The following is a 21,130-nucleotide window of genomic DNA, read 5'->3' as shown; positions in this document are numbered from 1 at the left end:
CATTCTCACCCTAGTATAAAAGCTTAATGGAAAATTGTCGAACGGTGTTTGGCAACAACGTGCCTTTGTTTATATATAAAAAAGCCACGAGTTCGCTCGTGGCTTCAGACTGTAGACAGTGGTTACTTTTCGGTCGTGGCGTAAACAGAGCGCGCCACATCGGCCATCTCTTCTTCTGACAAGCTCTCTGAAATCAGGGAGTAGTCGATGCCTTCATGGGACCACATAATACGGTCAGCCGATTGGATTCCAATCGTGAAACCGAGGTCAACGGGTTCTCCCTTTACTAAATTTAAGGGCGCTGTTGTCGCTGGGACGATCGAGCTCTTCTCTTGAATCAGTGTAAAAGGCTTATCGCCAGAATATTGTTGCACATAAGCTGTACGCTCGCCTGTTTCGACGGTCTCCAATTTAGGCTCACTATCGACTCCATCTGGGATAAACATCGGGTAGCGAATCGAAATTTCTTCCTCTTCTTCAGGAGTAGCCATTGTCGGTTCGGACATTTGTGCGCCATCCATTGTTTTTTCTGTATTAAAGTCTTCATTCGACAGCTCTGGATTTCTCTCGAATTCAGTAAACGTCAAGTCGACTAAAACATTGTTATCCGCATCCATAATCTTAACGGAAACTGGCGCTAAATCTTTTTTATTCAGCCGGATTTCTTGGCTGTTTAAGTTTTTGTTTTGATACGTTGTCGCTGTTTTAAAGACATAATGGTTTTCGTCTTGTGAAAACATGACATCAGCGTCAAGGCTAATATCCTTTAAAAGCGATTCATACAGATAAGCTTGGCTGCTCGTTTTGGGCCAATCGCTTTGGAAACGGAATGTTTTGTTTAGCGCTGGGGTCAAAACGAAAACGCCGTCGTCATTTTTTAAGATGATTTGACTTTGTTCGTTTTTCGCATTTTTTAAATCAACTTTGTAATAAGCGTTATCTTTTTGCCACACTTCTACATCATACGTCTGTGGTTCTTGGCCCGTTTCCAGCACCATCGTCGCCTTTGACTTGTAGCTCTCCGTGTTTTCTAGGGCCTCTTCTACGTCGTTTAAAACATCCTCTTGCGACTTTTCTCCACACGCTGCCAATACGACTACCATTAGGACAGCAACCATGGCCAGCCATGATTTCGTCTTCTTCATGCCTACCTTCACCCCTTCGGCTCACTTTAGGCATGGACGGCGAGTCCATTGCCCTGTTGCTGTAAACTATATGAGCCGAATGACGGCAATATGCAGACGAGTATTGACAAGTAGCATTTTTATGTTTCAATCACGACTTGTGCAGCAGCGTATTCTTTTGAATGTGTAATGGAAAGATGGACACGGGCGCTGTCGTCGTTTACCACAATATACGGTTTTCCACTGCCTTCAGTGCGGATTTCAATATCATGCCAGGAAAGGCCGGCGCCAATTCCAGTCCCTTTCGCTTTCGCAAATGCTTCCTTTGCAGCAAAACGGCCTGCCAAATATTCAATTTGGCGGTTCGGCGCTAGCTGTGCCATTTGGTCTTGTTCATAAGAAGTCAATACCCGGCCTGGGAATCGAGGCTGTCTCGCAAAAGCAGCCTCAATTCGCTTTAGTTCAATTAAATCAATGCCAATGCCAACAATCATTTGCACACCACCTGTTTATCATTCTGTCCGGTTATGCGGCACAAGGCGCAAGCTGCTATAATGAGACTAGTTCATGATGGTCATGACACCTTACACGGCTAATCACCAAAAAGGGGGAATCCCATGTTTCACCGCAACGAAACCTTTTCGAGCTATATTCGCAACTACCCTGTGATCACCGCCATTATAGCAACCAATGTGATCATTTATTTCCTCTTCCTCATTATACCTTACGGGGGCTGGCTTCACTATTCTGGGATGGGATGGAATGCAGCGATTCTCGCAGGCGAGTACTGGCGCCTCGTGACGCCGATCTTTTTGCATGGCGGGCTGTTCCATTTGTTTTCAAACATGTTCGCTTTGCTCATTTTCGCTCCTGCACTTGAAGTGATGCTTGGAAAACGAAAATTTGTCACCATTTATCTCATTTCAGGCGTATTGGCAAATGTGGCCACTTTGTTTTTGGAATCGCCAAGCTATACCCACGTCGGTGCATCAGGCTCCATCTTTGGCTTATTTGGCGTCTTTTTGTTTATGTACCTTTATCGTAAAGATTTAATGGATAGCCAGTCAGGGCAAACGATTCTTCCGATCATTGTCATTTCTGTGATCATGACGTTTGTCGGCTCCCATATTAACATTTTTGCCCACTTATTCGGGCTGTTATTTGGCTTCTTGCTAGCACCTTCCTTTCTAAAAGGAGCTCGTCCTTTTTATAGCCAGCAAACGACCAGTCGTGTTCGCCGCGCTTATTTTGACGACGATGAAATCCAGTTTAACCCTCAGCGCTGGAAACGTGCGAATAGCAATCGGAAACTGAAAAAAGTGTTGTGGGTGCTTGCAGCGATTATTGCCATTATCCTATTGGGAACGATTCAGTTATAAGGGGCTTTGTGCCCTTAAAGGCTCATACACATCACCCGTCATAGCGATACGTTTGTCCGCATAGAATGAAAGAAAGCTTGGCTACTGAGTGGGTGAGGGTGATAGGGTGATAAAAGGACTTCGTTACGTAATAGTGTTGTTTGTAGGCTGTTTGCTAATTAGCCTTGGGATTAACTTATTTTTTGTTTCCTACCATTTGCTAGACGGCGGCATTATTGGCGTCGGATTGATCGCCCATTACATCTGGGATTTTCCAGTCGGTATGACCATAATCGTCGTCAGCATTCCCATTTACATTCTTGCTTGGATATACTATAGGCCGTTTTTTTACAACTCACTGGTAGGCGTCATCGTTTCTTCCTTAATGATCGATTACTTTGCCGCTTACATACCGGCTACTCCCCTTTTGCCTCCACTTCCTAGCGCCATCATCGGTGGCCTGATGCTCGGCATAGGCGCTGGTATTATGTTTCTCCTAGAAATTAGCACTGGGGGTTTTGACTTGCTGGCGCAGATGATTGCTGCTAAAACAAAATGGAATGTTGGTGTTTTAATTGTCGGTTTTGATTTAGGAGCAGTCGTAGCTGGCATTCCCATTGTGACACACGATGAGATCATCTTATCCGCAATTGCCGTCATTGGTACTGGCTTTGCTACCACTGTGATTACAGCCGCCGGCGGCGTGAATGGCCATGGCAGCATGTCAGCGAAATAAAAAACCGTCGCATACGCGACGGTTTTTTATTCTTCAGAGCGATCAAACATATCGTTGTCTGGCTCGAAAAAGCGAAGTAAATCACCATAAATAATTTTATCGGAGTACTCTAAGTCTGATTGCGCACGTGGGATAAACTCTTCACAGCTTGATGGATCTTCCATCTCTTCTCCTGTATGTTTGTCATAACACGTGTTGCTGGCATACACAAGATCATCCGTGATAAAGTTGCCGTTACGTAAAACCGCATAAGACTCATGTTCTGGCGAAAACAAGTCGCTGCCAAACTGGATGTCCTCTTTTGTCGACAGACCGAGCAAATGCATGAGCGTTGGCTTAATGTCAATTTGCCCGCCGACTGTGTCAAACGTTTCCCCTTCATGGCCCGGAATATGAATGATCAGTGGGACACGTTGAAGCTGGACAGAATCGAATGGGGTAATCTCCTCTTTGTCGAGGTACATCGCCATTGCCCTGTTATGGTTGTCAGAAATTCCGTAATGGTCTCCATAAAGGATAAAGATGCTGTCTTCATATAGGCCGGCTTCTTTTATATCCTCAAAAAACTGCTCCACTGCATAATCCATATAACGGACAGTCGGAAAGTAACGGTTTAACGTGCCGCTGTTCGAATCGTATTCCTCGATCATTTTGTCTTCCTCGCCCAGTTCAAATGGAAAATGGTTTGTCAGCGTAATAAACTTTGTATAAAATGGCTGCGGCTGTTCCTTGAGCAAGTCAATCGACTGTTCAAAAAACTCCTTGTCTTTTAAGCCCCAACCGACCGAATTTTCTTCCGTTACTTCATAAGAATCCACGTCAAAAAAGCGGTCATAGCCGAGTGTGTTATAAACGACATCACGGTTCCAAAACGTTCGGTTATTGGCATGCATGACAGACGAGTAGTAGCCATTCTCCCCTAAAATTTCCGGCAACGCATTGTAGTCATTTTGGGCATGGGTAAAGAACACGGCTCCACTGCTTCGGCCAAACAGCGAATTGGCAACAATAAACTCAGAGTCCGATGTTTTGCCTTGTTCCGTTTGGTGGTAAAAATTCTCGAAATAATAACTTTCTTCTTTTAATTGGTTTAAAAACGGCGTGATTTCTTGTCCATAAACATCGTTGTCAATGACAAAACTTTGCAGCGACTCAAGAGAAATCATAAACACATTTTTGCCTTCAGCCACGCCAAATAAATCTGGGTTTGGCTCTTTATGGTTTGCCTGTGTATAGTTTTTCACTTCGACAATGTCGGAACTATCGGCTAATACACGCTGTGCTCTCGATTGTGATTGCAAAAAGACGTCGTAAATATGGAAGTTAAAAACGCCGATGTTTTTAACGATCATATCCCTGTCAAAAGAGCGCGTAAGCAGTTGTGGACGTTCTGTTTGCGCTAGGGATAGATTCCCTAAGAATAGCAAGATCGCCAAAGCAAAGATCAAGCTAGGTTCTCTTTTTAAGCGTCCCACTACAGGCACTTTTTTACGTGCGACCAAAATCCAAAGTACAGCAACATTTGTAAATAAGAAAACATCCCAAAAGCTCATCAGTTCAAATACGCTGCCCGATAAATCTTGCATATTGTTAGTTTGCAGCAGTACAGGAAGGGTCAAGAAGTCAGTATAGAACCGATAAAACAACAAATTGACGTACAAAATGAGTGAACCGACAAACGATAGGACGACAACCATGATGTTGCGCATTCTGTTTTTGAATAACAGGGCAATCCCTAAAAGCAGGACAGACGAACTGATCGGATTAATGAGCAGTAAAAATTCTTGCATCATGTTATCGGCAGGGATCGCAAACGCGACTTTGTAAAGCACGTACGTTGTAATGGTTAGCAACGCGACAGCCAGCCAATAAAATGTCAGTCGCCTGAAGCCGGCTTTAATTTTTGTCATGAATTTTACTCTCCTCTCATGAACTTTGCGTTTAAAACTACTTCCGCCTAACTGTTATCTATTTGGCGGGCCAGAAAACGGTTTTATCTATCATCAAGCAAAAACAGTCATTTGCCATTCAAGCAATCAGTTTATCAAAATTTCTGCTCCTTGAACATAGTTCCTTTGACATACCGAACTTTCACATCGTTTTTACAACTTCTTGACATTTTCTAGATATTCTTCAAGGGTAATAAAGTGGTTGTAAATGTCGTTGGCCACATCGCCCACATAGCGCAAGTGCCATGGTTCATAGCCGTACCCTGTAATTCCTTCTTTTTCGGCCGGATAGCGTATAATAAAGCCGAACTGGTGGGCGTGTTCCGCAACCCACTGCCCTTCTGCCGTTAAACCAAATGCCTCAATCAAGCCATAATCGACAGAAGCGCTGCTAATATCCATCGCTAATCCCGTTTGATGTTCACTGTGCCCTGGCATGGCCACTAAATCTTGGTCTTCTCCTTGATTTTCCAGCGCTTCTTCATATAAAAGCTCTTGCCGTTCATATGATCTAAAACCTGATATGGCAAACAGGTCATAGCCTTCCTCTGCTGCGGCAGCAAACAATGCTTCCAAAGCTTCGGCAGCTTCCACCCTGAGATAACGCCTGTCATCTTCCTCATCAAAAGGAAAAGGAACATTCGGTATGGTTAAGTCGCCAGGTCGATAATCTTCGGGAAGACGGTAGTCTTTATTGACGTTGACCACAATATTGTCCGGATTCATAATGGTCATTTGCCCATTTACGACCTCGGTTTCGTTAAAATAACGCTCTTCTAAGAAAAAAACAGGTGCAGAATCGCCGCCTTTTTTCATTTCCTTTTCATGTAGTTGCGGATGAGAATCGCCTCCACAAGCTGTCATAACCACGAGTGCGCAAACAAAAGGGATAACAAGTTTGAGCATAGTCCTACCTTCCTCAAAGGTTTAATTTCTTCACTATAGCACAGCTCGTCCCGATAGAAAATCCCCTTCAGGTAGGATTTATTGACGATCATTCAACGGTTTGCCATAAGCATAGACAGGGTATGGCTTGGTTAATTGTTCCGCTAGTTGTAAGCTTGGCATATCCATTATTGTATGTTAGAGATACAGGTTCTATGTCTTAGTGTGTCGCTTTCTGTTTTGATACCCAAAATTCTGAAAACGAAACACGTTCTTCCTTTTTTAAACCGTGTAGGTGTAAAAAAGGAAGAATCGGGTATCAAGAGGGAACAGAAAAAATTGGAGGGACGATTGCAATGGGCCGAAAACGTTATTTTGTTACAATTGATATGGCAATGATGCGCCTCTCGACCACAAAAACGCCTGACAACTCGATCCAATATGAGATCTATGCAACTGATGAGGAAGCAGACAAAATTAAAGCGCTGCTGGAGCAAATCCGATCTGAAGACTTTCGTGAGGAGCAAGTTTTTCAACACCCGTTCCAAGAAAAGAAAGCCGACCAAGAAAAAGAAGCCACACAAAATGAACTTCAAGAGTTGTATCAAATCATTTATGATTTAGGGACAATTGAAACAAAAGAAGTCGTGAAAGATTTAAAATAAGTGAGCGATGTAAAGGGAGCGGCAATTTAATAAGCCGTCTTCCTTTTTTTGTGGTACAATTAGGATAACGCTTTCAAAAGGTGGTTAGTGCAATGGAAATGAATGGATTCATGGGAGGGATTTACAAAGCTGCCGAGTGGATCATGCGGCTTGCCATCGTCAACTTGCTTTGGCTTGGGTTTACATTTGCTGGACTGATTGTTGGCGGTTTGTTCCCAGCAACACAGGCTGCCTTTGCCATTTGCCGCCAGTGGATTCGTGGAGAAACAGATATTCCTTTGTTTAAAACATTCCTTTCGTACTTTAAAAAAGACTATTGGAAAGTACAGCGCCTCGGCTGGATACTCGCCCTAATTGGTTTTGTCCTAGTCGTTGATGTCATGTTTATTTACAACCATACCAACCCTTATGTGACGATGCTCGCCATGCCGATTCTTCTTCTTTGCCTTTTGTATATATTAACAGCCGTTTACGCGTTTACGTTATTTGTCCATTACGAGATGCCCATTTTTCGCCTATTAAAACATGCAGTCCTTCATGTGCTTGTTCGTCCTTTTCTGAGCATAGGCATGCTAATTACATCATTTGGTATCTCTATACTCATGCTTCGTTTTCCAGGCGTTCTTCCTTTTTTCGGTGTGTCAGTCCCCGTCTTTTTACTCATGTGGTTTTCCCATACGGGATTTGTCCGCAACGAAGAAAAACAACGGAGCCAAGCGGCATAGCTTGGCGCTGATTTTGATGTGCCATTCTCACTGGGAAAAGCCTATATTGCCAGCTAACGCTCCTCCTCTATTTTTGTTTTTTGTCGCCTTGCATTTTCTATAGAAAGGACAGATCGTCCATTGCTTCTTATATCGAAAAAAACGGCACGGGCCTTTTTGCATAAAACATTTATTGCCACACGCTATTCAAGCATGCCCGACCTTCTTAATGGCTTGGAAGCGATTCAACTTGATCCTGTTGCGGTTATTGAGCGTAACCACCATTTGACTGCAAGTTTGCGAATGAAACGGTATGACCCAGCTGAATTAGAGCAGCTGCTTGAAAAGCAGCAAGCATTCGAATACTACGCCCAAGCTGCCTGCTTATTGCCGATCGCCGACTTTCCCTTGTTTGAAGATGTTCGGCAGCGGCTCTTAACAGCTTGCGCTTCCGATTTATCCGCCCACAAGGATGCCATTCGCGTCATATTCAACCGGCTGGCAACCGAAGGTCCTCTCGCTTCAAACGCCTTTCAAAGCGAACGAAAAGTGATTGGTGGTTGGGATACAAACAGCGCCTCCACTAAAGAAACGTCTCATGCCTTGCAATTGCTTTTCCTAACAGGGCAAATCCAAGTTGTAAAACGCCAGGGGGCGAAACGGTTTTTTGCATTAACGGAAGACGCGATTCCAAACCATTACTTGAAATCGCCTTTGTCGACACAAGAACGGACAAGGGCGTTACTCCTTAAATATGCCCGCGCGTACCGGTTATTTAGCGCTGACGATCCCCGTTATGGATGGCAGAAGCACCGAGCTGCAATGCGAAAAAAATGGCACGCACAGCTTGTTGAGGAGGGCGTCTTGACTGAAGTGGCGATTGAGGGCGTAAAACGGCCTTATGCCGTGCTTTCAACAGATGTGGACGAGCTGCTTTCACATAGCGACAACCAACCTAAAGGCATTGCCTTCCTATCGCCGCTAGACCCTCTTTTATGGCGGAGAGAACGTTTGCAAGATATTTACGACTTCCACTACCGCTGGGAAATTTACACGCCAAAAGCAGCCCGGAAAGTGGGCTCCTATGGAATGCCGATTCTCTGGCATGGAAAACTAATTGGCCAAATTTCGCCATTAATGAATCGGGAAACGGCTACTTTACATATTGAGAACATTGTGGTTGAGCCGTCATTCAAATGGACTCCAACGAGAAAAAAAGCGTTTGCCCACGCTTTGGAACAATTAGCCAAGCGTGTCGGCGCAAAACAAGTTGCCTATGATTGTTTATTATAGGTAAAAAAATGAAACGCCCACATGGCTTGGGCGTTTCATTTTTTAAGACAAGCGTTGTATGTTGTTAAAGCTAATTGAAATGCTTTCTAGAGGGGAACGCTCACAAATGTCCTGTTCGACAAAAAAGTAGCGAGCCCCTGCTTCTTTCCCTGCCTGGATAATGTCTTTTATATCCAATGTTCCCTCTCCAACTTCGGCAAACGACTTATCGGTTGCTTTCATGTCTTTCAAATGAACCATTGGCACACGTCCAGTGTATTGGTTCATGTAACGTTTGGCATCCACACCGGCAAACTCGACCCAGTACGTATCACATTCTAATTGCACATGTTCCTCTGTTGTCTGGCTTAACAACAAATCAAGGGCATACTCGCCATCGAATGTTTGCAATTCGAAATCGTGGTTATGGTAGCAAAATCCAATGCCAGCTTCTTTGCAGGCATTTCCAATCGTTTCAAGATCTTTCGCCAATTCGAGGTAATCGTCTTTTGCCTGCCGCTCTTCTGGCGTTAAGTATGGACAGACAATATATTGAACGCCGACTTCTTTATGGTAGGCAAGTACATCGTCAAGAGACTCACGAAGCTGAGCAAGAGGCACATGACTGGACCATGCTTCTAGACCAACTTCCTCTAACATTGCTTTTATCTCTGAAGCAGAGTGGCCGCCAAAACCTGCAAATTCGACACCCGCATACCCAATTTCTTTTACTTTTGCTAATGTGCCTTTAAAGTCTTTTGCCAGCTCGTCACGCAGTGTAAATAAGGCAATTCCCCATTTATCCATGCTTTTCCCCCTTATTTGATCGTTGCTACAGACACAAACGTTTTGGACTTCGTTGACTCCAGCGCTGCAAGGACAGTGCGTAGTGATTCCATTGCCGATTCTCCTGTAATGGAAGGCATGCGGTCATTGGCAATCGCATCAACAAACTCGTCAATCACACCACTTGCAACTTGGCCTCCAGCTTCATTGGTGGCAATTGCCCCCACTGAATACCTTTCAATGGTGCCATCGGCTAGCTTTACAACAACTTGGACATTAGGATCATCGTGGATTTCCAACACACCTTTTTCGCCGTAAATCGATGTCGTGTTGTCTTCACCTTTGTAGTACGTCCAACTTGCCGCCATTGTGCCAATGGCTCCGTTTTCCATGCGCAGTAACGTTGTCGCATTATCGTCTACATCGGCATCCTTATCGAGCGTCTCAACAAATGCAGCCACTTCAGCCACTTCTTCGTCAAAAAGCCAGCGCATTAAGTCAATCTTATGGACGCCTAAATCACCCATTGCCCCAACAAAAGCCTTGTCTTTTTGAAAGAACCATGTGTCTTTGCCTTGAATGCTCCAGGAATCAGGGCCACCATGGCCAAATGTCGTTTTAAATGTTAACGGCTTGCCGATTTTTCCAGATTGCAAGATTTCTTTCGCTTTTACATGGGGCGGCATAAGCCTTTGATTGTGCCCTATCATCAACTTGACATTGTTGGCTTTAGCGGCGTCAATCATTTGTTGCGCTTCTTCAATCGAAGTAGCCATTGGTTTTTCGCACAATACATGGCAACCTGCGTTTGCTGCATCAATCGACACTCGTGCATGGTCCACATTTTGTGTACATACACTAACTGCATCCATTTTTGCCTCTTTAAGCATCGCTTCGTGGGAGTCGTATACCTGCTTGACTCCATATTGATCAGCGAGTTTTTGGGCGACTTCGATGTTTAGGTCACAAAAAGCGACCAGTTCTACATTTGGATTGGCCGCATATTCAGGTACATGGCGGTGGATGGCAATCGACCCACAGCCAACTACTGCTACTTTCAATTTCGACATTGTCTTTTTCCTCCTTACAGCCACCACATGTCTGGAGCTGGCTCTTTCATTAAAACTTGCTGCAAATTGGCAACGGCTTTTTGGAAACCTTCGTCAATGGACATTAGCCCATCTTCATGTTCAATGCTGACTGCCCCGTCATAACCTACAAGGCGCAGAGCACTAATAATATCCGCCCACGTTTTCAGGTCGTGCCCATAGCCAACTGAGCGGAAGTACCAAGCCCGATCTTGCATATTTGCGTAAGATTGCATATCAAGTAAACCGTGCATATTGACATTTTCTTGATCGATGTACGTATCTTTTGCATGGAAAAAGTGGATGGCGTTATGCTTGCCTAGAATTTTAATGGCTGCAACTGGATCGATTCCTTGCCACCATAAATGGCTCGGGTCTACATTTGCGCCAATCGCTTCGCCACACGCTTCACGAAGTTTTAACAACGTCGCTGGCGAATGCACTAAAAAACCACCATGCAGTTCAAGGGCGACCTTGACATTGTGATCAGCTGCATATTGGCCCCATTCGCTCCAGTAAGGGATCAGTTTTTCTTGCCATTGCCATTTCAATATATCTCCATACTCGTTCGGCCACGGGGCGACAGGCCAACTAGGCTGCTTTGCGCCTTCATACGCGCCTGGCGTTCCTGAAAAAGTAGTAACGGTTGGCACTTCTAGCTTTTCTGCCAATTGGACTGTTTTCACAAAGGCATCATGCGACTGATTAGCAAAATCGGCATCTGGCGTTAGGGCATTGCCATGGCAGCTTAAGCTAGAAATCGTCAAACCGCGATCCTCTACTGCCTTTTTAAACGCTTTCAATTTCGTCTCATTTTCGAGTAGTTCGCCTGGATTGCAGTGCGCGTTCCCAGGATACCCTCCTGTACCAATCTCGATTGTTTCTAGGCCAAGCGCTTTTACGTGGTCTAGCATTTCTTCAAACGGCTTTTCCGAAAATAGGACAGTAAACACGCCTAATTTCACTTTTACCCCTCCTCTGAGATCGATCTCATATTAAATGATAACGCTTTCTAGATTATTGTACTTCTTTTGCTGTTCGATTTTAACCCCTTTTTTTGATTTTCCTAAAAAAGATTTGCGTTTGGTCTACGTCGAAAACGGCTATACGAACATTAATACGAATTCTGGAGGGAGAAAATGATGCTGATCCATGCAAAAACGCTCGAAAAGTACACGATGCGCGCCACCGATGGGGAACTTGGTTCACTTGCTGATTTTTATGTGGATGCAGACACGTTGCACCTTCGCTACTTTGTTGGAGATACACGCACTTGGTTTTTTGGCGGTAAAGTCCTCTTAAGTCCCCATGCATTTTCGAACGTGGATAAAGAAAACATGGCCATCGACGTTGATGCGACGAAAGCTCAAATTAAAGATAGCCCGAAGCCAGAAGAACATGCACCCATTAACCGGAAATATGAAAAGGAACTGAACGAGCATTATGGCTGGCCACTTTATTGGTTTGGGCCCGCAGCCCCCCTCAATCAAACATATGGAGCCGGTTCTCCAGCAAGTGCGCCGCTAATCCCGCCTGTTCATATCCCAGAGCGCAAAAACCCGGAAGGCACAGCCGATGCAATACGGACAGGTGCAAACGAAGCTCAAACAGAAGCACAATACCAAGAACAAACTCGCCTATTTAGCCTGGAAGAACTAACCGGGTATACCATTCATGCCAAGGGCGGCAAAGTCGGCAAAGTCGTAGATTTCATCATTGAAAAAGCAGATGACTGGCTTGTCCGTTATTTTGTCGTTGATACAGGAGGTTTTTTGCAGCGGGAGCTTGTGCTCGTCCTCGTGGAAGACGTCGAAGAAGTTGCTTGGCATGACCATGCGATTCTTGTCAAGACGAGTAAAGCCCAAATTGAGTCGGCACCTGCCCATTCACAAGAAAAAGAGCTGACAAAAGAGGATGAAAAAACCGTTTATGAGCATTATGGCAAAACGCCACATTGGAAACAGGAGGGGAGTCTAGGCAACAGCCATTAACCCTTTGCACTTCCACAAAAAAGAGCCGTCTGTCAAAACAGCAGCCCGAACGCTAGATTCATTTAAACACTTGTCAGCCGATAAGTGAAGGCGAGAAAAGAGGCGAATAGAACAGGGGTCACCTTGCATAGGAAACGATTGTTCAGTTCAAAGCAGCTGACCGAGACAAACGCTAGTGGATCGGGGCGTTTGTCTACAGTCTAAAGGGGCGTGCACACGCCCCATTATTTATTTGCATCCGTGTGCTCAACTGGTTCGTTGTAATTTTCTTTGTTTAAAACTTCCTTCAGTTCATCTTCTACGCTTTCTTCCGTAAGTGGTACTTTAGACCGATATGCTGCACGCGTAATCAAATGTCCCGCCACCGGCGCTGTTAAGAACACAAATACAATGCCGAGTATGAGGCGAATGCTAATATAAGCGTCTGCAAGCCAAAAATAGATAAAGCAACCTGTCAACGTCAACAAAACGGCAAGCGTTGCACTTTTTGTGCCGGCATGGGACCTTGTATACACATCAGGAAGGCGGATAATGCCAATCGCGCTAATCACACTCATTATCGCACCAACAATAATCAAAATAGAAGCCAGCAGTTCACCGGTTACGCTTGCGTTCAATAATGACACCCCTCTCTATAAACTTCGAGAAAGCAATGGTGCTAATAAACGCGAGAATGCCTATAATTAAAATAACTTCCAAAAACGCTTTTGTATCAAGGATAATCGACACGATCGCAGCAATCGAAATTAAATTGACGCCAATCGTATCCAAGGCAACGACACGATCTGGCATCGTCGGCCCTTTTATAATCCTGAACGCACAAATGCCAATAGCTACTGCGAAAAGCACAAGAGATGCGACCATCGCCATTCCAAACATTATCGCGTCACCTCCATAATCGCTTTCTCAAATGTAGTCATTGCCCGGAGAACCGAATTTTTAGATTCGGGGATGTCCATCGCATGGATGTAAAAAACATCATTCGATGGGGAAATTTCAATCACGACAGAACCAGGCGTCAACGTAAGCAAAAGTGCTAAGGCCGTTATCTCTACATCACTTTTTAACTCTGTTCGATACGTAAAAATTCCCGGGGTGATTTTTAGTTTTGGGCTTAAAATTTGCTTGATGAGCACGACGCTCGAGTAAAAGAGCTCACGGATGAAAATGAACAACAGTTTCACTACCGCAAACAGCCTATGCAAATAAAATTCGTTAAAAAAGAAACGGCGCATCACATAAAGAATGCCGATCCCCACTAAATAGCCGGCAAAAAACGTTGAAAAGTAAAACTGGTCCTCATCTTGCAATAATACCCACAGAAAGGCAATCAAAATGTTTAGCAAAAGCTGTCCGAACATCGAACCACCCCCCTTTGTTGTCGATCCTTCCATACTTAAGCGCCTCCTCGATTTAACACAGCATCAATATAGACTTGTGGGTTTAGCAACGTATTTACTGCATCTTGGACAATGCCAGAAATACTTTCAGCGCCGAGACCTAATGCCAGTGTTGCTGCACCAAGAAGAGCGCAAGGGAGGATCATGCCTGTTCTCAGTGGAACCATCTCGTCAGTGCCAATAATCGTTTCGCCCCAAAACACAGTGCGGAAAATCCGCAACAGCGAATAAAGGACAAATATACTTGAAATGAGCGTAACGGCCAATAGAACAAACGCTTGGCCGTCAATGGCACCCTGTGCGACAAACACTTTGCCGACAAACCCACTTAATGGCGGAATACCAGCTAGTGAAATGGTTGCCAGGAAAAACAGCCAGCCTAGTAACGGATAGTTGCGAATCATGCCACTCATCCGTTCAAGTCGTTGTGTTCCTGATAAATAAATCGTTACACCTACTAATAAAAACAAATACGCTTTGACGATCATGTCATGCACAAGGTAATAGATCGAACCTTCAATCGCCGCTTCGTTGAAGATCGCAAGTCCGCTCAAAATAAAGCCTACTGCGATGACAACATTATAAGAAACAATTTTCCGCAAATCATTGTAAGCGACCGCTCCAATGCTGCCACCAACCATTGTCACAATCGCCATAACCGCTATGATCGTATGGGTTAGTTCTGGTTCGTGGTAAAACAACATCGTGAAGAAGCGGAACAATGCATATATCCCTACTTTGGTAAGCAATGCCCCAAACAACGCTGCTATGGCCATAGGCGGCGCCCCGTATGCGCCAGGCAACCAAAAATAAAGGAGCAAGCCAGCTTTTAAACTAAAGACGAGTAAGAAAACAATCGCAATTGTCGTTAGGATTGGTGGTTGACCAGCTTCAGCAATCCGCACCGACAAATGGGCCAAGTTTAACGTCCCCGTCACACCGTATAAATAAGCGATGGCAATTAAGAAAATAAAAGAAGATAGGACATTGACAAGCACATACTTAATTGCTTCCCGCAACTGGACACGTTCTCCGCCAAGCACGATCAAGGCGTACGAAGCAAGAAGCATGACTTCAAAACAGACATACAAGTTAAACAAATCGCCTGTTAAAAACGAGCCAGAAACGCCCGCCAACAGCAAGTGGACAAGAGGATAAACAAACATGTTTTCTTTGTCTTTGCCCATGGTTGAGAACGAGTAAAGCGAACAAATGGTGGCAATGAAATAGGTCGTGGCCGTTAGCAACAATGAAAACGAATCGCCGACAAAAGAAATACCAAATGGAGGAGACCAACCACCAAAATCAAGCGTTATAATGCCTTCTTGCTGAACATGAAGCAACAAATAAATACTAAGACCAAAAGTAAAGAGCAACGTCGCAAAACTAATGACTCGCTGCCATTTGACAAAAGGCCGCAAAAAAATGAGAAGGATGCCTACAAGCAGCGGGAGAACCATCGGCAGTACAAGTAAATTATTCATCATCATCGAGTCCCCTTAACTTTGTAAGATCATCCGTGCCTAAGTCTCGGTACGTCCGATAGGCCAATACTAAGAAAAGCGCCGTTACGCCAAAGCTAATCACAATTGCAGTTAAAATGAGCGCCTGTGGGAGTGCGTCTGTGTAAGAAGTTGCTTCCTCCCCAAGCAACGGGGCGCTTGAGTCTCCCGAAAAGCCGCCCATAATCATAATGAGCAAGTGAACAGCGTGGGACATAATGGCAGTGCCCAAAATCACACGGAGCAAGCTTTTGGAAAGGATTAAATAAGTGGCGACCGTAACAAGCACGCCGACCAATAGAGACATCATAGTTTCCATAAGCTAAACATCCTCACTTATACTCAGAATAATAGTAATGACAGTGCCAATAACGGCGAGTGCGACACCTGCTTCAAACAAGATGACAGACGCAAACGCCACATCACCTAAAATCGGCAAAGGTAGATGGACTTCTTCTTGAGTAAGAAAAGGAACACCAAAGGCAATCGACGCCGTCCCCGTGGCCACAGAGAGGAAAGCCCCTGCCCCTGCAACCATTTTAAAATCGATCGGCATGCCTCCTTGCACGGTTTCGATATCAAATGCCAAGTACATCAGCACAAATGCCGAAGAGAGGACGAGTCCCCCGACAAAGCCGCCGCCAGGTTCGTAATGCCCGGCTAAAAATAAATGAACGCCGTACGTTAAAATGATGAAAACGGCCACTTTCGTCACTGTCCGTAAAATGACATCATTTGCCTTCAAGGTCACGTCCCCCCTTACTCGCCTTCAGCTTGATAAGCACATACACGCCAAGACCAGCTATAAGCAACACTACGACTTCAAGCATCGTATCGAATGCACGGAAGTCGCCGAGAATGGCGTTAACAATATTCTTTGCGCCTGCAAGTTCATAGGCATTTTCATAAAAAGCGGAAATGGAGTCAAACAAGCGATTGCTGTTGACTGACAGCGCCAGAACAGTCACCATGGCTCCTGTTGCCACTGCAATAAGCCCGTTGAGTAGCTTTGGCTTCGTCTTGTGCTTTTGTTTGTCCCAATCAGGCAGGAAATAAAAACAAAGCAAGAACAATGCAGCTGTTACCGTTTCGATGACAAGCTGTGTCAGCGCTAAATCAGGGGCACGGAAAAAGACAAAAAACAATGCTACTAAATAACCAAGAACGCCGTTTAAAAGAATGCCAGTCATTCTGGATTTAGCAAATAGGATTGAAATCGCTGTAATCGCCATTACAGCGGCGAGAATTCCTTCATAAATACTAATAGGAGCATCATTCGAGACATTAAAAGACAACGCGCCTGTCGTTAAGGCAACCGTATATACAAGCCCCAATATCACAAGGAATATATAGAGCAAATAGTGGTACATATTCCCTGTCATATAGCGGTTTGTTATTTCATTCGAGCGTCTTTCAACCGAAATCAGCGCTCCATTGTATAGGCGATCAAGCGATAGCATTGCCGGAAAGAGAGAATACACACCAACCCAACGTGGCAACGACCGGTATAGAACTAGACCTAAACCAACAATCCCTAGCGTCATGAGCAATTCTGTATTGATCCCGTGCCACGCCTTGATCTGATAGTCGAATACTCCTGCATCTATAAACGCAGGCATAACGGCCCCGTATGCTGGTTTAAGCAAAAATTCGCCTAATACATTCGGGAAGAAGAAGAACGCGACAACCAGGCTCGCTAAAATAACAGGCGAGACAAGCATGCCAAACGGTGCTTCATGCGCTGACTTTTCCAGTTTTTCTGGCTGATGTTCACCAAAAAACGTTTTGAATATGAGAATCAAACAATAGACAAAGGTGAGCACGCTCGCCAGCCATGCAATGATCGGAAATAGCAGCCCCCATGTCTCAACTGAGAAAAATGGCAGCTCTATTATGCGCAAAACGGCCGTAAAAAACATTTCTTTGCTTAGAAAGCCATTAAACGGAGGCAAACCTGCCATCGAAAAGCTGCCAATCACCGCTACTGTAAACGTGACTGGCATGACTGTCATCAATCCGCCTAACTTGCGAATGTCCCGCGTCCCTGTTTCATGGTCGACAATACCTACAACCATAAACAGTGCCCCTTTAAACGTCGAATGGTTTACGAGGTGGAACAAAGCTGCAAAAATCGCGAGTGAATAATAAAAAGATTGATTGTCTATAACCTCAAAATGCAGCGCTGCCGAACCGAGCCCGAGCAATGTCATAATCAATCCTAATTGGCTGATCGTCGAGTAAGCAAGAAGGGCTTTTAAATCGGTTTGGCGAATTGCTGTAAATGAGCCCCAGAATAGCGTCACAATTCCTACGATACTGACAACCCAAAACCAAACGGCCTCTCCGCCAAAAACAGGCGTAAACCGGGCAACTAAGTAAATGCCCGCCTTGACCATTGTAGCTGAGTGGAGATACGCACTAACAGGCGTTGGCGCCTCCATGGCGTCAGGCAACCAAATATGAAACGGAAATTGGGCTGATTTCGTAAATGCACCTAATAGAATGAGTAGCATCGCTGGCACAAAGAGGGCATGGCTAGCATAGTCGCCCATCCCGCCAATAATTTCTCTTACGCTGAATGTGCCTGCAAACGAACTAAGCATTAAAAATCCAGCAAGCATGCCAATTCCGCCCATCACCGTAATCAACATCGATTTTTGGGCGCCGTATCGAGATTGGCGGCGATGGTGCCAGTAAGCAATAAGCAAAAACGATGAAATGCTCGTTAATTCCCAAAATACATAAAGCACTAGCAAATTATCTGAAAACACAACGCCGAGCATAGCTCCCATAAACATGAGTAAATAAATATAAAAATGATGCAATGATTCCCGTTCTTTCGAAAGGTAATAAATCGAATAGAGGATCACCAAGCTTCCAACGCCTGTGATAAGCAACGCAAAGATTAAACCTAACCCGTCTAAATACGCTGTAAAATTAATGCCAAGTGACGGCAGCCAAGGGATTGAGGAATAGAATGTTTCTCCATTAGCAACAGCTGGAATATAACTAGCCAATATCGCGAAAAGGGCGACTGGTACAGCCAGTACAAACCAACCCGTATGAATGGCAGATAACCTTTTATATAGGAAGGGGATGAAAAGAGCGACTATAAAAGGTGTTAAAATAGCAATGTTTACAGTGTACAAAACGCGACCTCCTTTTTCTCAAGTTAAACTGCGTAAATCTATGTACGTATTCATTCCTTTCGCTTATGTCCTTCCAAGTGTACCCTAAAAAAACCAAGCCAATCAAAGCTTGTGCTTCCTAGAGAGAAAGTGTATGATGAAAGCAAAATATTGGAATGTCTGCTTTATGCCAGCTCGAAATCGCGCAACGGAGTGGATGCTGCACGGAAAAGCCAATTCGCCTGCTTTGGACGCTAGGCCTTTTATATACTTTTCCAGAGCACGAGGGAAGGCCAAAAAAGCATGAGGGTTGTTTGTAAAAAATGAACCGTTGGTGATTTACTTGTCGATTAAAAGTATATACTATTTTTAAAGGCAATGCACACAATACGCCTTGGGCCACACAAAAATGTCACAGGCAGTATGTCGGCCCAAGCAAACGAACGTAATTGGCATTCAATAAAGAGGAGAAAGAAATTTAATCTTTTTTGTAGAAACAATTGAAATTCGTCCATCGCCGTTATATAATAACAAAGTTTTCAATATGCCTCGGTGGCAATGAGCTGACTGAGGGCAGAAGCCATATTCAGACCTAAACGTCATTTTCATTGTTGGTTCGATAACATAATTAACTGAGGTGATCTTTTATGAAAAAAGCTAAAGGACGCATGGATGAAAGCATCCTCGTATGCGTTTATTACGGGCCAAACGGCGAACGGTTAATTAAACGCGGTGCTAAAATTGCTAACATGCTTGACTGCCCTTTATATATATTAACGGTTGACCCACTCCCTTATGATGAGTTAGATGCCGAAAAATCGGCCTATATTGATAGGTGGAAAGAGCTGGCGGAAGAGTATGATGTTGAAGAATTTATTATTCGTGATAATGAAAAGAAACCGGCGGTAAAAGTAATCGCTGAAGTGGCGAGAGAACATCATATTACGCAAATCATTATCGGCCAAACAGCTAAAAGCCGATGGGAAGAAATTACGAAAGGTTCCTTTATGAACGTGCTTCTCCGCGAGATTCCTTTCGTCGATTTCCACGTCGTTTCCTGTGACCGGGCGATCAAAGGACTCGAAGGCCACTTTGAAAAAGGCGTGCGTGCCTATCTTGTAGAAGACGAAGAAGGGTATCGTCTTATGTTCAGCCATACGAAAGATGCTAAATATGAAGGCATATTCTTCAAAGAAACGGGAACGGACTTCAATAACGGCATTTTCAAGTTTATGCGCCATAACAAAATGTGCCAAGTCCACATTACTGATGACCGTGTGACAGAGCCGACCAAAATTTATCCACAATTAAAAGAAGAAGCGTTGCGAAAATAAGATTGTTGCCTTGTCGCGGCAATCAAAAAGCCAGTTGAGGACATAAACTCAACTGGCTTTTCGTATTACTTATATAATTTAACACGATCTTCAAGCGGCAGAAATTCTTTCTCTCCTGGCTCTTGCACAGGTTTGCCAAAAGGCATTTGCGCACGAAGTTTCCACGTTTCTGGTACATTCCATTCTTTTATCACCAATTCGTCAACAATCGGGTTATAATGTTGCAACGAAGCACCAAATCCTTCGTTTTCTAAACCAGTCCATACAGCAAGTTGATGCATGCCTGAGGATTGCTCTGACCAAATCGGAAAGTTTTCTGCATAAAGCGGGTAAGACTCTTGTAGCTTCAGAATTGGCTCCTGGTCTTCAAAAAACAATACAGTGCCGTACCCTGCTTTGAATCCATCCATTTTCTGTTGTGTGCCTGAGAAGTCTCCGTCTCCAACTACTGCTTTTAAAGCATCTGTCGTTAAATCCCAAAACTTGTCATGTTCTTTTCCAAGCAGAATGATCACGCGTGCTGATTGGGAATTAAACGCAGACGGAACATGTTTTACAGCATGCTCGACGACTTCTTTAATGCGTTCATCTGATGCGACAGGGTCTTTGCTAATTGCGTAATAGGAACGCCGTTTCTCAATTGCTTCAAAAAAAGTAGCCATTGAAATTCTCTCCTTTGTATGGTTTTTCTTTTTTAGTCTATCCAATCCCCAATGAATAAAACAGTACGCACTTTAAAGTACGTTAGTATAATAAAAGAAACTATAGAGGCTAAAAAGGCCAGGCAAAAAGATTGTCTATATCCCTTTGTTTGTCATATAGTATATAAAAAGAAACTGTTAAAAGGAGTGGAAACGATGGAATCCTGCGAAGTAGATACAGCGTTAGAAATTCTGGTCGGAAAATGGAAACATAAAATTTTATTTCAGTTAATGACACATGACGTTATGCGGTTTAATGAATTGAAACGTGCTATTCCGGGCATAACCCAAAAAATGTTAACATCACAACTTCGAGAGTTAGAATCTCATGATATTGTAGAGAGAAAAGTTTATCCACAAATCCCGCCCAAAGTGGAATACTCCATTTCTGAATATGGGAAAAGCTTACAGCCTGTTTTAGACGCCATGCACGAGTGGGGAAAGAACCATACGGACCACCTCAACAGGACATACGCTGAAACAAACGAACAATCTTAATCAAAGACC

At 44.1% G+C, this 21,130-nt stretch carries 23 protein-coding genes; 8 read left to right on the top strand and 15 right to left on the bottom strand.

Annotated features, from left to right (window positions below; all coding sequences use genetic code 11):
- Positions 1-122: 122 nt before the first annotated feature.
- Together BUC05_RS19180 and acpS are read right to left on the bottom strand one after the other, a co-directional pair.
- Positions 123-1,145, bottom strand: coding sequence for a LolA family protein (locus BUC05_RS19180; RefSeq protein WP_011245661.1), 1,023 nt, complete (start codon positions 1,143-1,145; stop codon positions 123-125).
- A gap of 119 nt (positions 1,146-1,264) precedes the next feature.
- The gene (gene acpS / locus BUC05_RS19175) at positions 1,265-1,618 is read right to left on the bottom strand and encodes a holo-ACP synthase (protein ID WP_011245660.1); all 354 of its coding nucleotides are present in this window, start codon (positions 1,616-1,618) and stop codon (positions 1,265-1,267) included.
- Between the two features lie 123 nt (positions 1,619-1,741).
- On the opposite strand from acpS, the gene BUC05_RS19170 reads away from it, so the two are divergent.
- Positions 1,742-2,503: a rhomboid family intramembrane serine protease gene (locus BUC05_RS19170; RefSeq protein WP_011245659.1), complete on the top strand. Its 762-nt coding sequence runs from the start codon at positions 1,742-1,744 to the stop codon at positions 2,501-2,503.
- Between the two features lie 106 nt (positions 2,504-2,609).
- Complete coding sequence (locus BUC05_RS19165) at positions 2,610-3,218, top strand: YitT family protein (RefSeq protein ID WP_035204970.1); 609 nt, start codon at positions 2,610-2,612, stop codon at positions 3,216-3,218.
- Positions 3,219-3,244: 26 nt separating this feature from the next.
- Here the strand turns inward: BUC05_RS19165 and BUC05_RS19160 are convergent, their stop codons facing one another.
- Both BUC05_RS19160 and BUC05_RS19155 read right to left on the bottom strand, forming a co-directional pair.
- Positions 3,245-5,128 carry an LTA synthase family protein gene (locus BUC05_RS19160; RefSeq protein WP_011245657.1) on the bottom strand — a complete coding sequence of 628 codons (1,884 nt, stop codon included), beginning with the start codon at positions 5,126-5,128 and terminating at the stop codon, positions 3,245-3,247.
- 192 nt (positions 5,129-5,320) lie between these two features.
- Positions 5,321-6,073: a M15 family metallopeptidase gene (locus BUC05_RS19155; protein ID WP_011245656.1), complete on the bottom strand. Its 753-nt coding sequence runs from the start codon at positions 6,071-6,073 to the stop codon at positions 5,321-5,323.
- A 335-nt stretch (positions 6,074-6,408) separates the two neighbouring features.
- Here BUC05_RS19155 and BUC05_RS19150 point away from each other — a divergent pair, with 335 nt between their 5' ends.
- The 3 genes from BUC05_RS19150 (at position 6,409) to BUC05_RS19140 (ending at position 8,714) form a co-directional block, all read left to right on the top strand.
- The gene (locus tag BUC05_RS19150) at positions 6,409-6,717 is read left to right on the top strand and encodes a hypothetical protein (protein WP_011245655.1); all 309 of its coding nucleotides are present in this window, start codon (positions 6,409-6,411) and stop codon (positions 6,715-6,717) included.
- A 92-nt stretch (positions 6,718-6,809) separates the two neighbouring features.
- Positions 6,810-7,442: a YesL family protein gene (locus BUC05_RS19145; protein ID WP_082111996.1), complete on the top strand. Its 633-nt coding sequence runs from the start codon at positions 6,810-6,812 to the stop codon at positions 7,440-7,442.
- 120 nt (positions 7,443-7,562) lie between these two features.
- Positions 7,563-8,714, top strand: a complete 1,152-nt coding sequence (locus BUC05_RS19140) for a DNA glycosylase AlkZ-like family protein (RefSeq protein ID WP_011245653.1) — start codon at positions 7,563-7,565, stop codon at positions 8,712-8,714.
- A 42-nt stretch (positions 8,715-8,756) separates the two neighbouring features.
- Here BUC05_RS19140 and BUC05_RS19135 read toward each other — a convergent pair whose 3' ends face one another.
- From BUC05_RS19135 to BUC05_RS19125, 3 genes are read right to left on the bottom strand one after another with little or no spacing between them, the layout of a single operon-like run.
- Positions 8,757-9,500: a sugar phosphate isomerase/epimerase family protein gene (locus BUC05_RS19135; protein WP_035204971.1), complete on the bottom strand. Its 744-nt coding sequence runs from the start codon at positions 9,498-9,500 to the stop codon at positions 8,757-8,759.
- Positions 9,501-9,511: 11 nt separating this feature from the next.
- Positions 9,512-10,549 carry a Gfo/Idh/MocA family protein gene (locus BUC05_RS19130; protein ID WP_073305745.1) on the bottom strand — a complete coding sequence of 346 codons (1,038 nt, stop codon included), beginning with the start codon at positions 10,547-10,549 and terminating at the stop codon, positions 9,512-9,514.
- Between the two features lie 14 nt (positions 10,550-10,563).
- Positions 10,564-11,532, bottom strand: coding sequence for a sugar phosphate isomerase/epimerase family protein (locus tag BUC05_RS19125; RefSeq protein ID WP_035204977.1), 969 nt, complete (start codon positions 11,530-11,532; stop codon positions 10,564-10,566).
- Between the two features lie 174 nt (positions 11,533-11,706).
- Between BUC05_RS19125 and BUC05_RS19120 the strand changes: the two genes are divergently transcribed.
- Entirely contained in the window at positions 11,707-12,558 is an 852-nt protein-coding gene (locus tag BUC05_RS19120) for a PRC-barrel domain-containing protein (protein ID WP_051881241.1), read from the top strand.
- A 224-nt stretch (positions 12,559-12,782) separates the two neighbouring features.
- On the opposite strand, the gene BUC05_RS19115 is transcribed toward BUC05_RS19120, so the two are convergent.
- Genes BUC05_RS19115 through BUC05_RS19085 form a run of 7 tightly spaced genes read right to left on the bottom strand, consistent with a single transcriptional unit; the run spans position 12,783 to position 18,609 of the window.
- Positions 12,783-13,175: a Na+/H+ antiporter subunit G gene (locus BUC05_RS19115; protein WP_011245648.1), complete on the bottom strand. Its 393-nt coding sequence runs from the start codon at positions 13,173-13,175 to the stop codon at positions 12,783-12,785.
- Positions 13,153-13,428 (bottom strand): Na(+)/H(+) antiporter subunit F1, encoded by a 276-nt coding sequence (locus BUC05_RS19110; protein WP_372513881.1) that lies wholly within the window; start codon positions 13,426-13,428, stop codon positions 13,153-13,155. The genes BUC05_RS19115 and BUC05_RS19110 overlap by 23 nt, the downstream gene beginning before the upstream one ends.
- An 8-nt stretch (positions 13,429-13,436) precedes the next feature.
- Positions 13,437-13,919: a Na+/H+ antiporter subunit E gene (locus BUC05_RS19105; RefSeq protein ID WP_035205531.1), complete on the bottom strand. Its 483-nt coding sequence runs from the start codon at positions 13,917-13,919 to the stop codon at positions 13,437-13,439.
- Positions 13,920-13,954: 35 nt separating this feature from the next.
- Positions 13,955-15,442: a Na+/H+ antiporter subunit D gene (locus BUC05_RS19100; RefSeq protein WP_035205533.1), complete on the bottom strand. Its 1,488-nt coding sequence runs from the start codon at positions 15,440-15,442 to the stop codon at positions 13,955-13,957.
- A complete protein-coding gene (locus tag BUC05_RS19095; RefSeq protein ID WP_011245644.1) occupies positions 15,435-15,779 on the bottom strand; it encodes a Na(+)/H(+) antiporter subunit C in 345 nt (114 codons plus the stop codon). The genes BUC05_RS19100 and BUC05_RS19095 overlap by 8 nt, the downstream gene beginning before the upstream one ends.
- Positions 15,780-15,782: 3 nt before the next feature.
- Positions 15,783-16,205 carry a Na(+)/H(+) antiporter subunit B gene (locus BUC05_RS19090; protein WP_035204980.1) on the bottom strand — a complete coding sequence of 141 codons (423 nt, stop codon included), beginning with the start codon at positions 16,203-16,205 and terminating at the stop codon, positions 15,783-15,785.
- Entirely contained in the window at positions 16,192-18,609 is a 2,418-nt protein-coding gene (locus BUC05_RS19085; protein WP_073305743.1) for a Na+/H+ antiporter subunit A, read from the bottom strand. Before BUC05_RS19085 ends, BUC05_RS19090 begins: the two co-directional genes overlap by 14 nt.
- A 626-nt stretch (positions 18,610-19,235) precedes the next feature.
- Between BUC05_RS19085 and BUC05_RS19080 the strand changes: the two genes are divergently transcribed.
- Positions 19,236-19,922, top strand: coding sequence for a universal stress protein (locus tag BUC05_RS19080; protein ID WP_011245641.1), 687 nt, complete (start codon positions 19,236-19,238; stop codon positions 19,920-19,922).
- A gap of 65 nt (positions 19,923-19,987) precedes the next feature.
- Here BUC05_RS19080 and BUC05_RS19075 read toward each other — a convergent pair whose 3' ends face one another.
- The gene (locus tag BUC05_RS19075; protein ID WP_011245640.1) at positions 19,988-20,584 is read right to left on the bottom strand and encodes a nitroreductase family protein; all 597 of its coding nucleotides are present in this window, start codon (positions 20,582-20,584) and stop codon (positions 19,988-19,990) included.
- A 195-nt stretch (positions 20,585-20,779) separates the two neighbouring features.
- On the opposite strand from BUC05_RS19075, the gene BUC05_RS19070 reads away from it, so the two are divergent.
- Entirely contained in the window at positions 20,780-21,121 is a 342-nt protein-coding gene (locus BUC05_RS19070; RefSeq protein WP_094978853.1) for a winged helix-turn-helix transcriptional regulator, read from the top strand.
- Positions 21,122-21,130 lie beyond the last annotated feature (9 nt).

The sequence above is a fragment of the Shouchella rhizosphaerae genome (genome assembly GCF_900142675.1).
Taxonomy (GTDB): Bacteria; Bacillota; Bacilli; order Bacillales; family Bacillaceae_D; genus Shouchella; species Shouchella rhizosphaerae.
Note: the sequence above shows the minus strand (reverse complement) of the source record. Positions and strands in the feature narration are given on the sequence as shown.

Excerpts from the sequence above, each read along its gene's own strand:
- BUC05_RS19180 (WP_011245661.1), bottom strand. The coding sequence starts at position 1,145 with ATGAAGAAGACGAAATCATGGCTGGCCATGGTTGCTGTCCTAATGGTA.
- acpS (WP_011245660.1), bottom strand. The coding sequence starts at position 1,618 with ATGATTGTTGGCATTGGCATTGATTTAATTGAACTAAAGCGAATTGAG.
- BUC05_RS19170 (WP_011245659.1), top strand. The coding sequence starts at position 1,742 with ATGTTTCACCGCAACGAAACCTTTTCGAGCTATATTCGCAACTACCCT.
- BUC05_RS19160 (WP_011245657.1), bottom strand. The coding sequence starts at position 5,128 with ATGACAAAAATTAAAGCCGGCTTCAGGCGACTGACATTTTATTGGCTG.
- BUC05_RS19155 (WP_011245656.1), bottom strand. The coding sequence starts at position 6,073 with ATGCTCAAACTTGTTATCCCTTTTGTTTGCGCACTCGTGGTTATGACA.
- BUC05_RS19150 (WP_011245655.1), top strand. The coding sequence starts at position 6,409 with ATGGGCCGAAAACGTTATTTTGTTACAATTGATATGGCAATGATGCGC.
- BUC05_RS19145 (WP_082111996.1), top strand. The coding sequence starts at position 6,810 with ATGGAAATGAATGGATTCATGGGAGGGATTTACAAAGCTGCCGAGTGG.
- BUC05_RS19135 (WP_035204971.1), bottom strand. The coding sequence starts at position 9,500 with ATGGATAAATGGGGAATTGCCTTATTTACACTGCGTGACGAGCTGGCA.
- BUC05_RS19130 (WP_073305745.1), bottom strand. The coding sequence starts at position 10,549 with ATGTCGAAATTGAAAGTAGCAGTAGTTGGCTGTGGGTCGATTGCCATC.
- BUC05_RS19120 (WP_051881241.1), top strand. The coding sequence starts at position 11,707 with ATGATGCTGATCCATGCAAAAACGCTCGAAAAGTACACGATGCGCGCC.
- BUC05_RS19110 (WP_372513881.1), bottom strand. The coding sequence starts at position 13,428 with ATGGCGATGGTCGCATCTCTTGTGCTTTTCGCAGTAGCTATTGGCATT.
- BUC05_RS19105 (WP_035205531.1), bottom strand. The coding sequence starts at position 13,919 with ATGTTCGGACAGCTTTTGCTAAACATTTTGATTGCCTTTCTGTGGGTA.
- BUC05_RS19100 (WP_035205533.1), bottom strand. The coding sequence starts at position 15,442 with ATGAATAATTTACTTGTACTGCCGATGGTTCTCCCGCTGCTTGTAGGC.
- BUC05_RS19095 (WP_011245644.1), bottom strand. The coding sequence starts at position 15,779 with ATGGAAACTATGATGTCTCTATTGGTCGGCGTGCTTGTTACGGTCGCC.
- BUC05_RS19080 (WP_011245641.1), top strand. The coding sequence starts at position 19,236 with ATGAAAAAAGCTAAAGGACGCATGGATGAAAGCATCCTCGTATGCGTT.
- BUC05_RS19075 (WP_011245640.1), bottom strand. The coding sequence starts at position 20,584 with ATGGCTACTTTTTTTGAAGCAATTGAGAAACGGCGTTCCTATTACGCA.
- BUC05_RS19070 (WP_094978853.1), top strand. The coding sequence starts at position 20,780 with ATGGAATCCTGCGAAGTAGATACAGCGTTAGAAATTCTGGTCGGAAAA.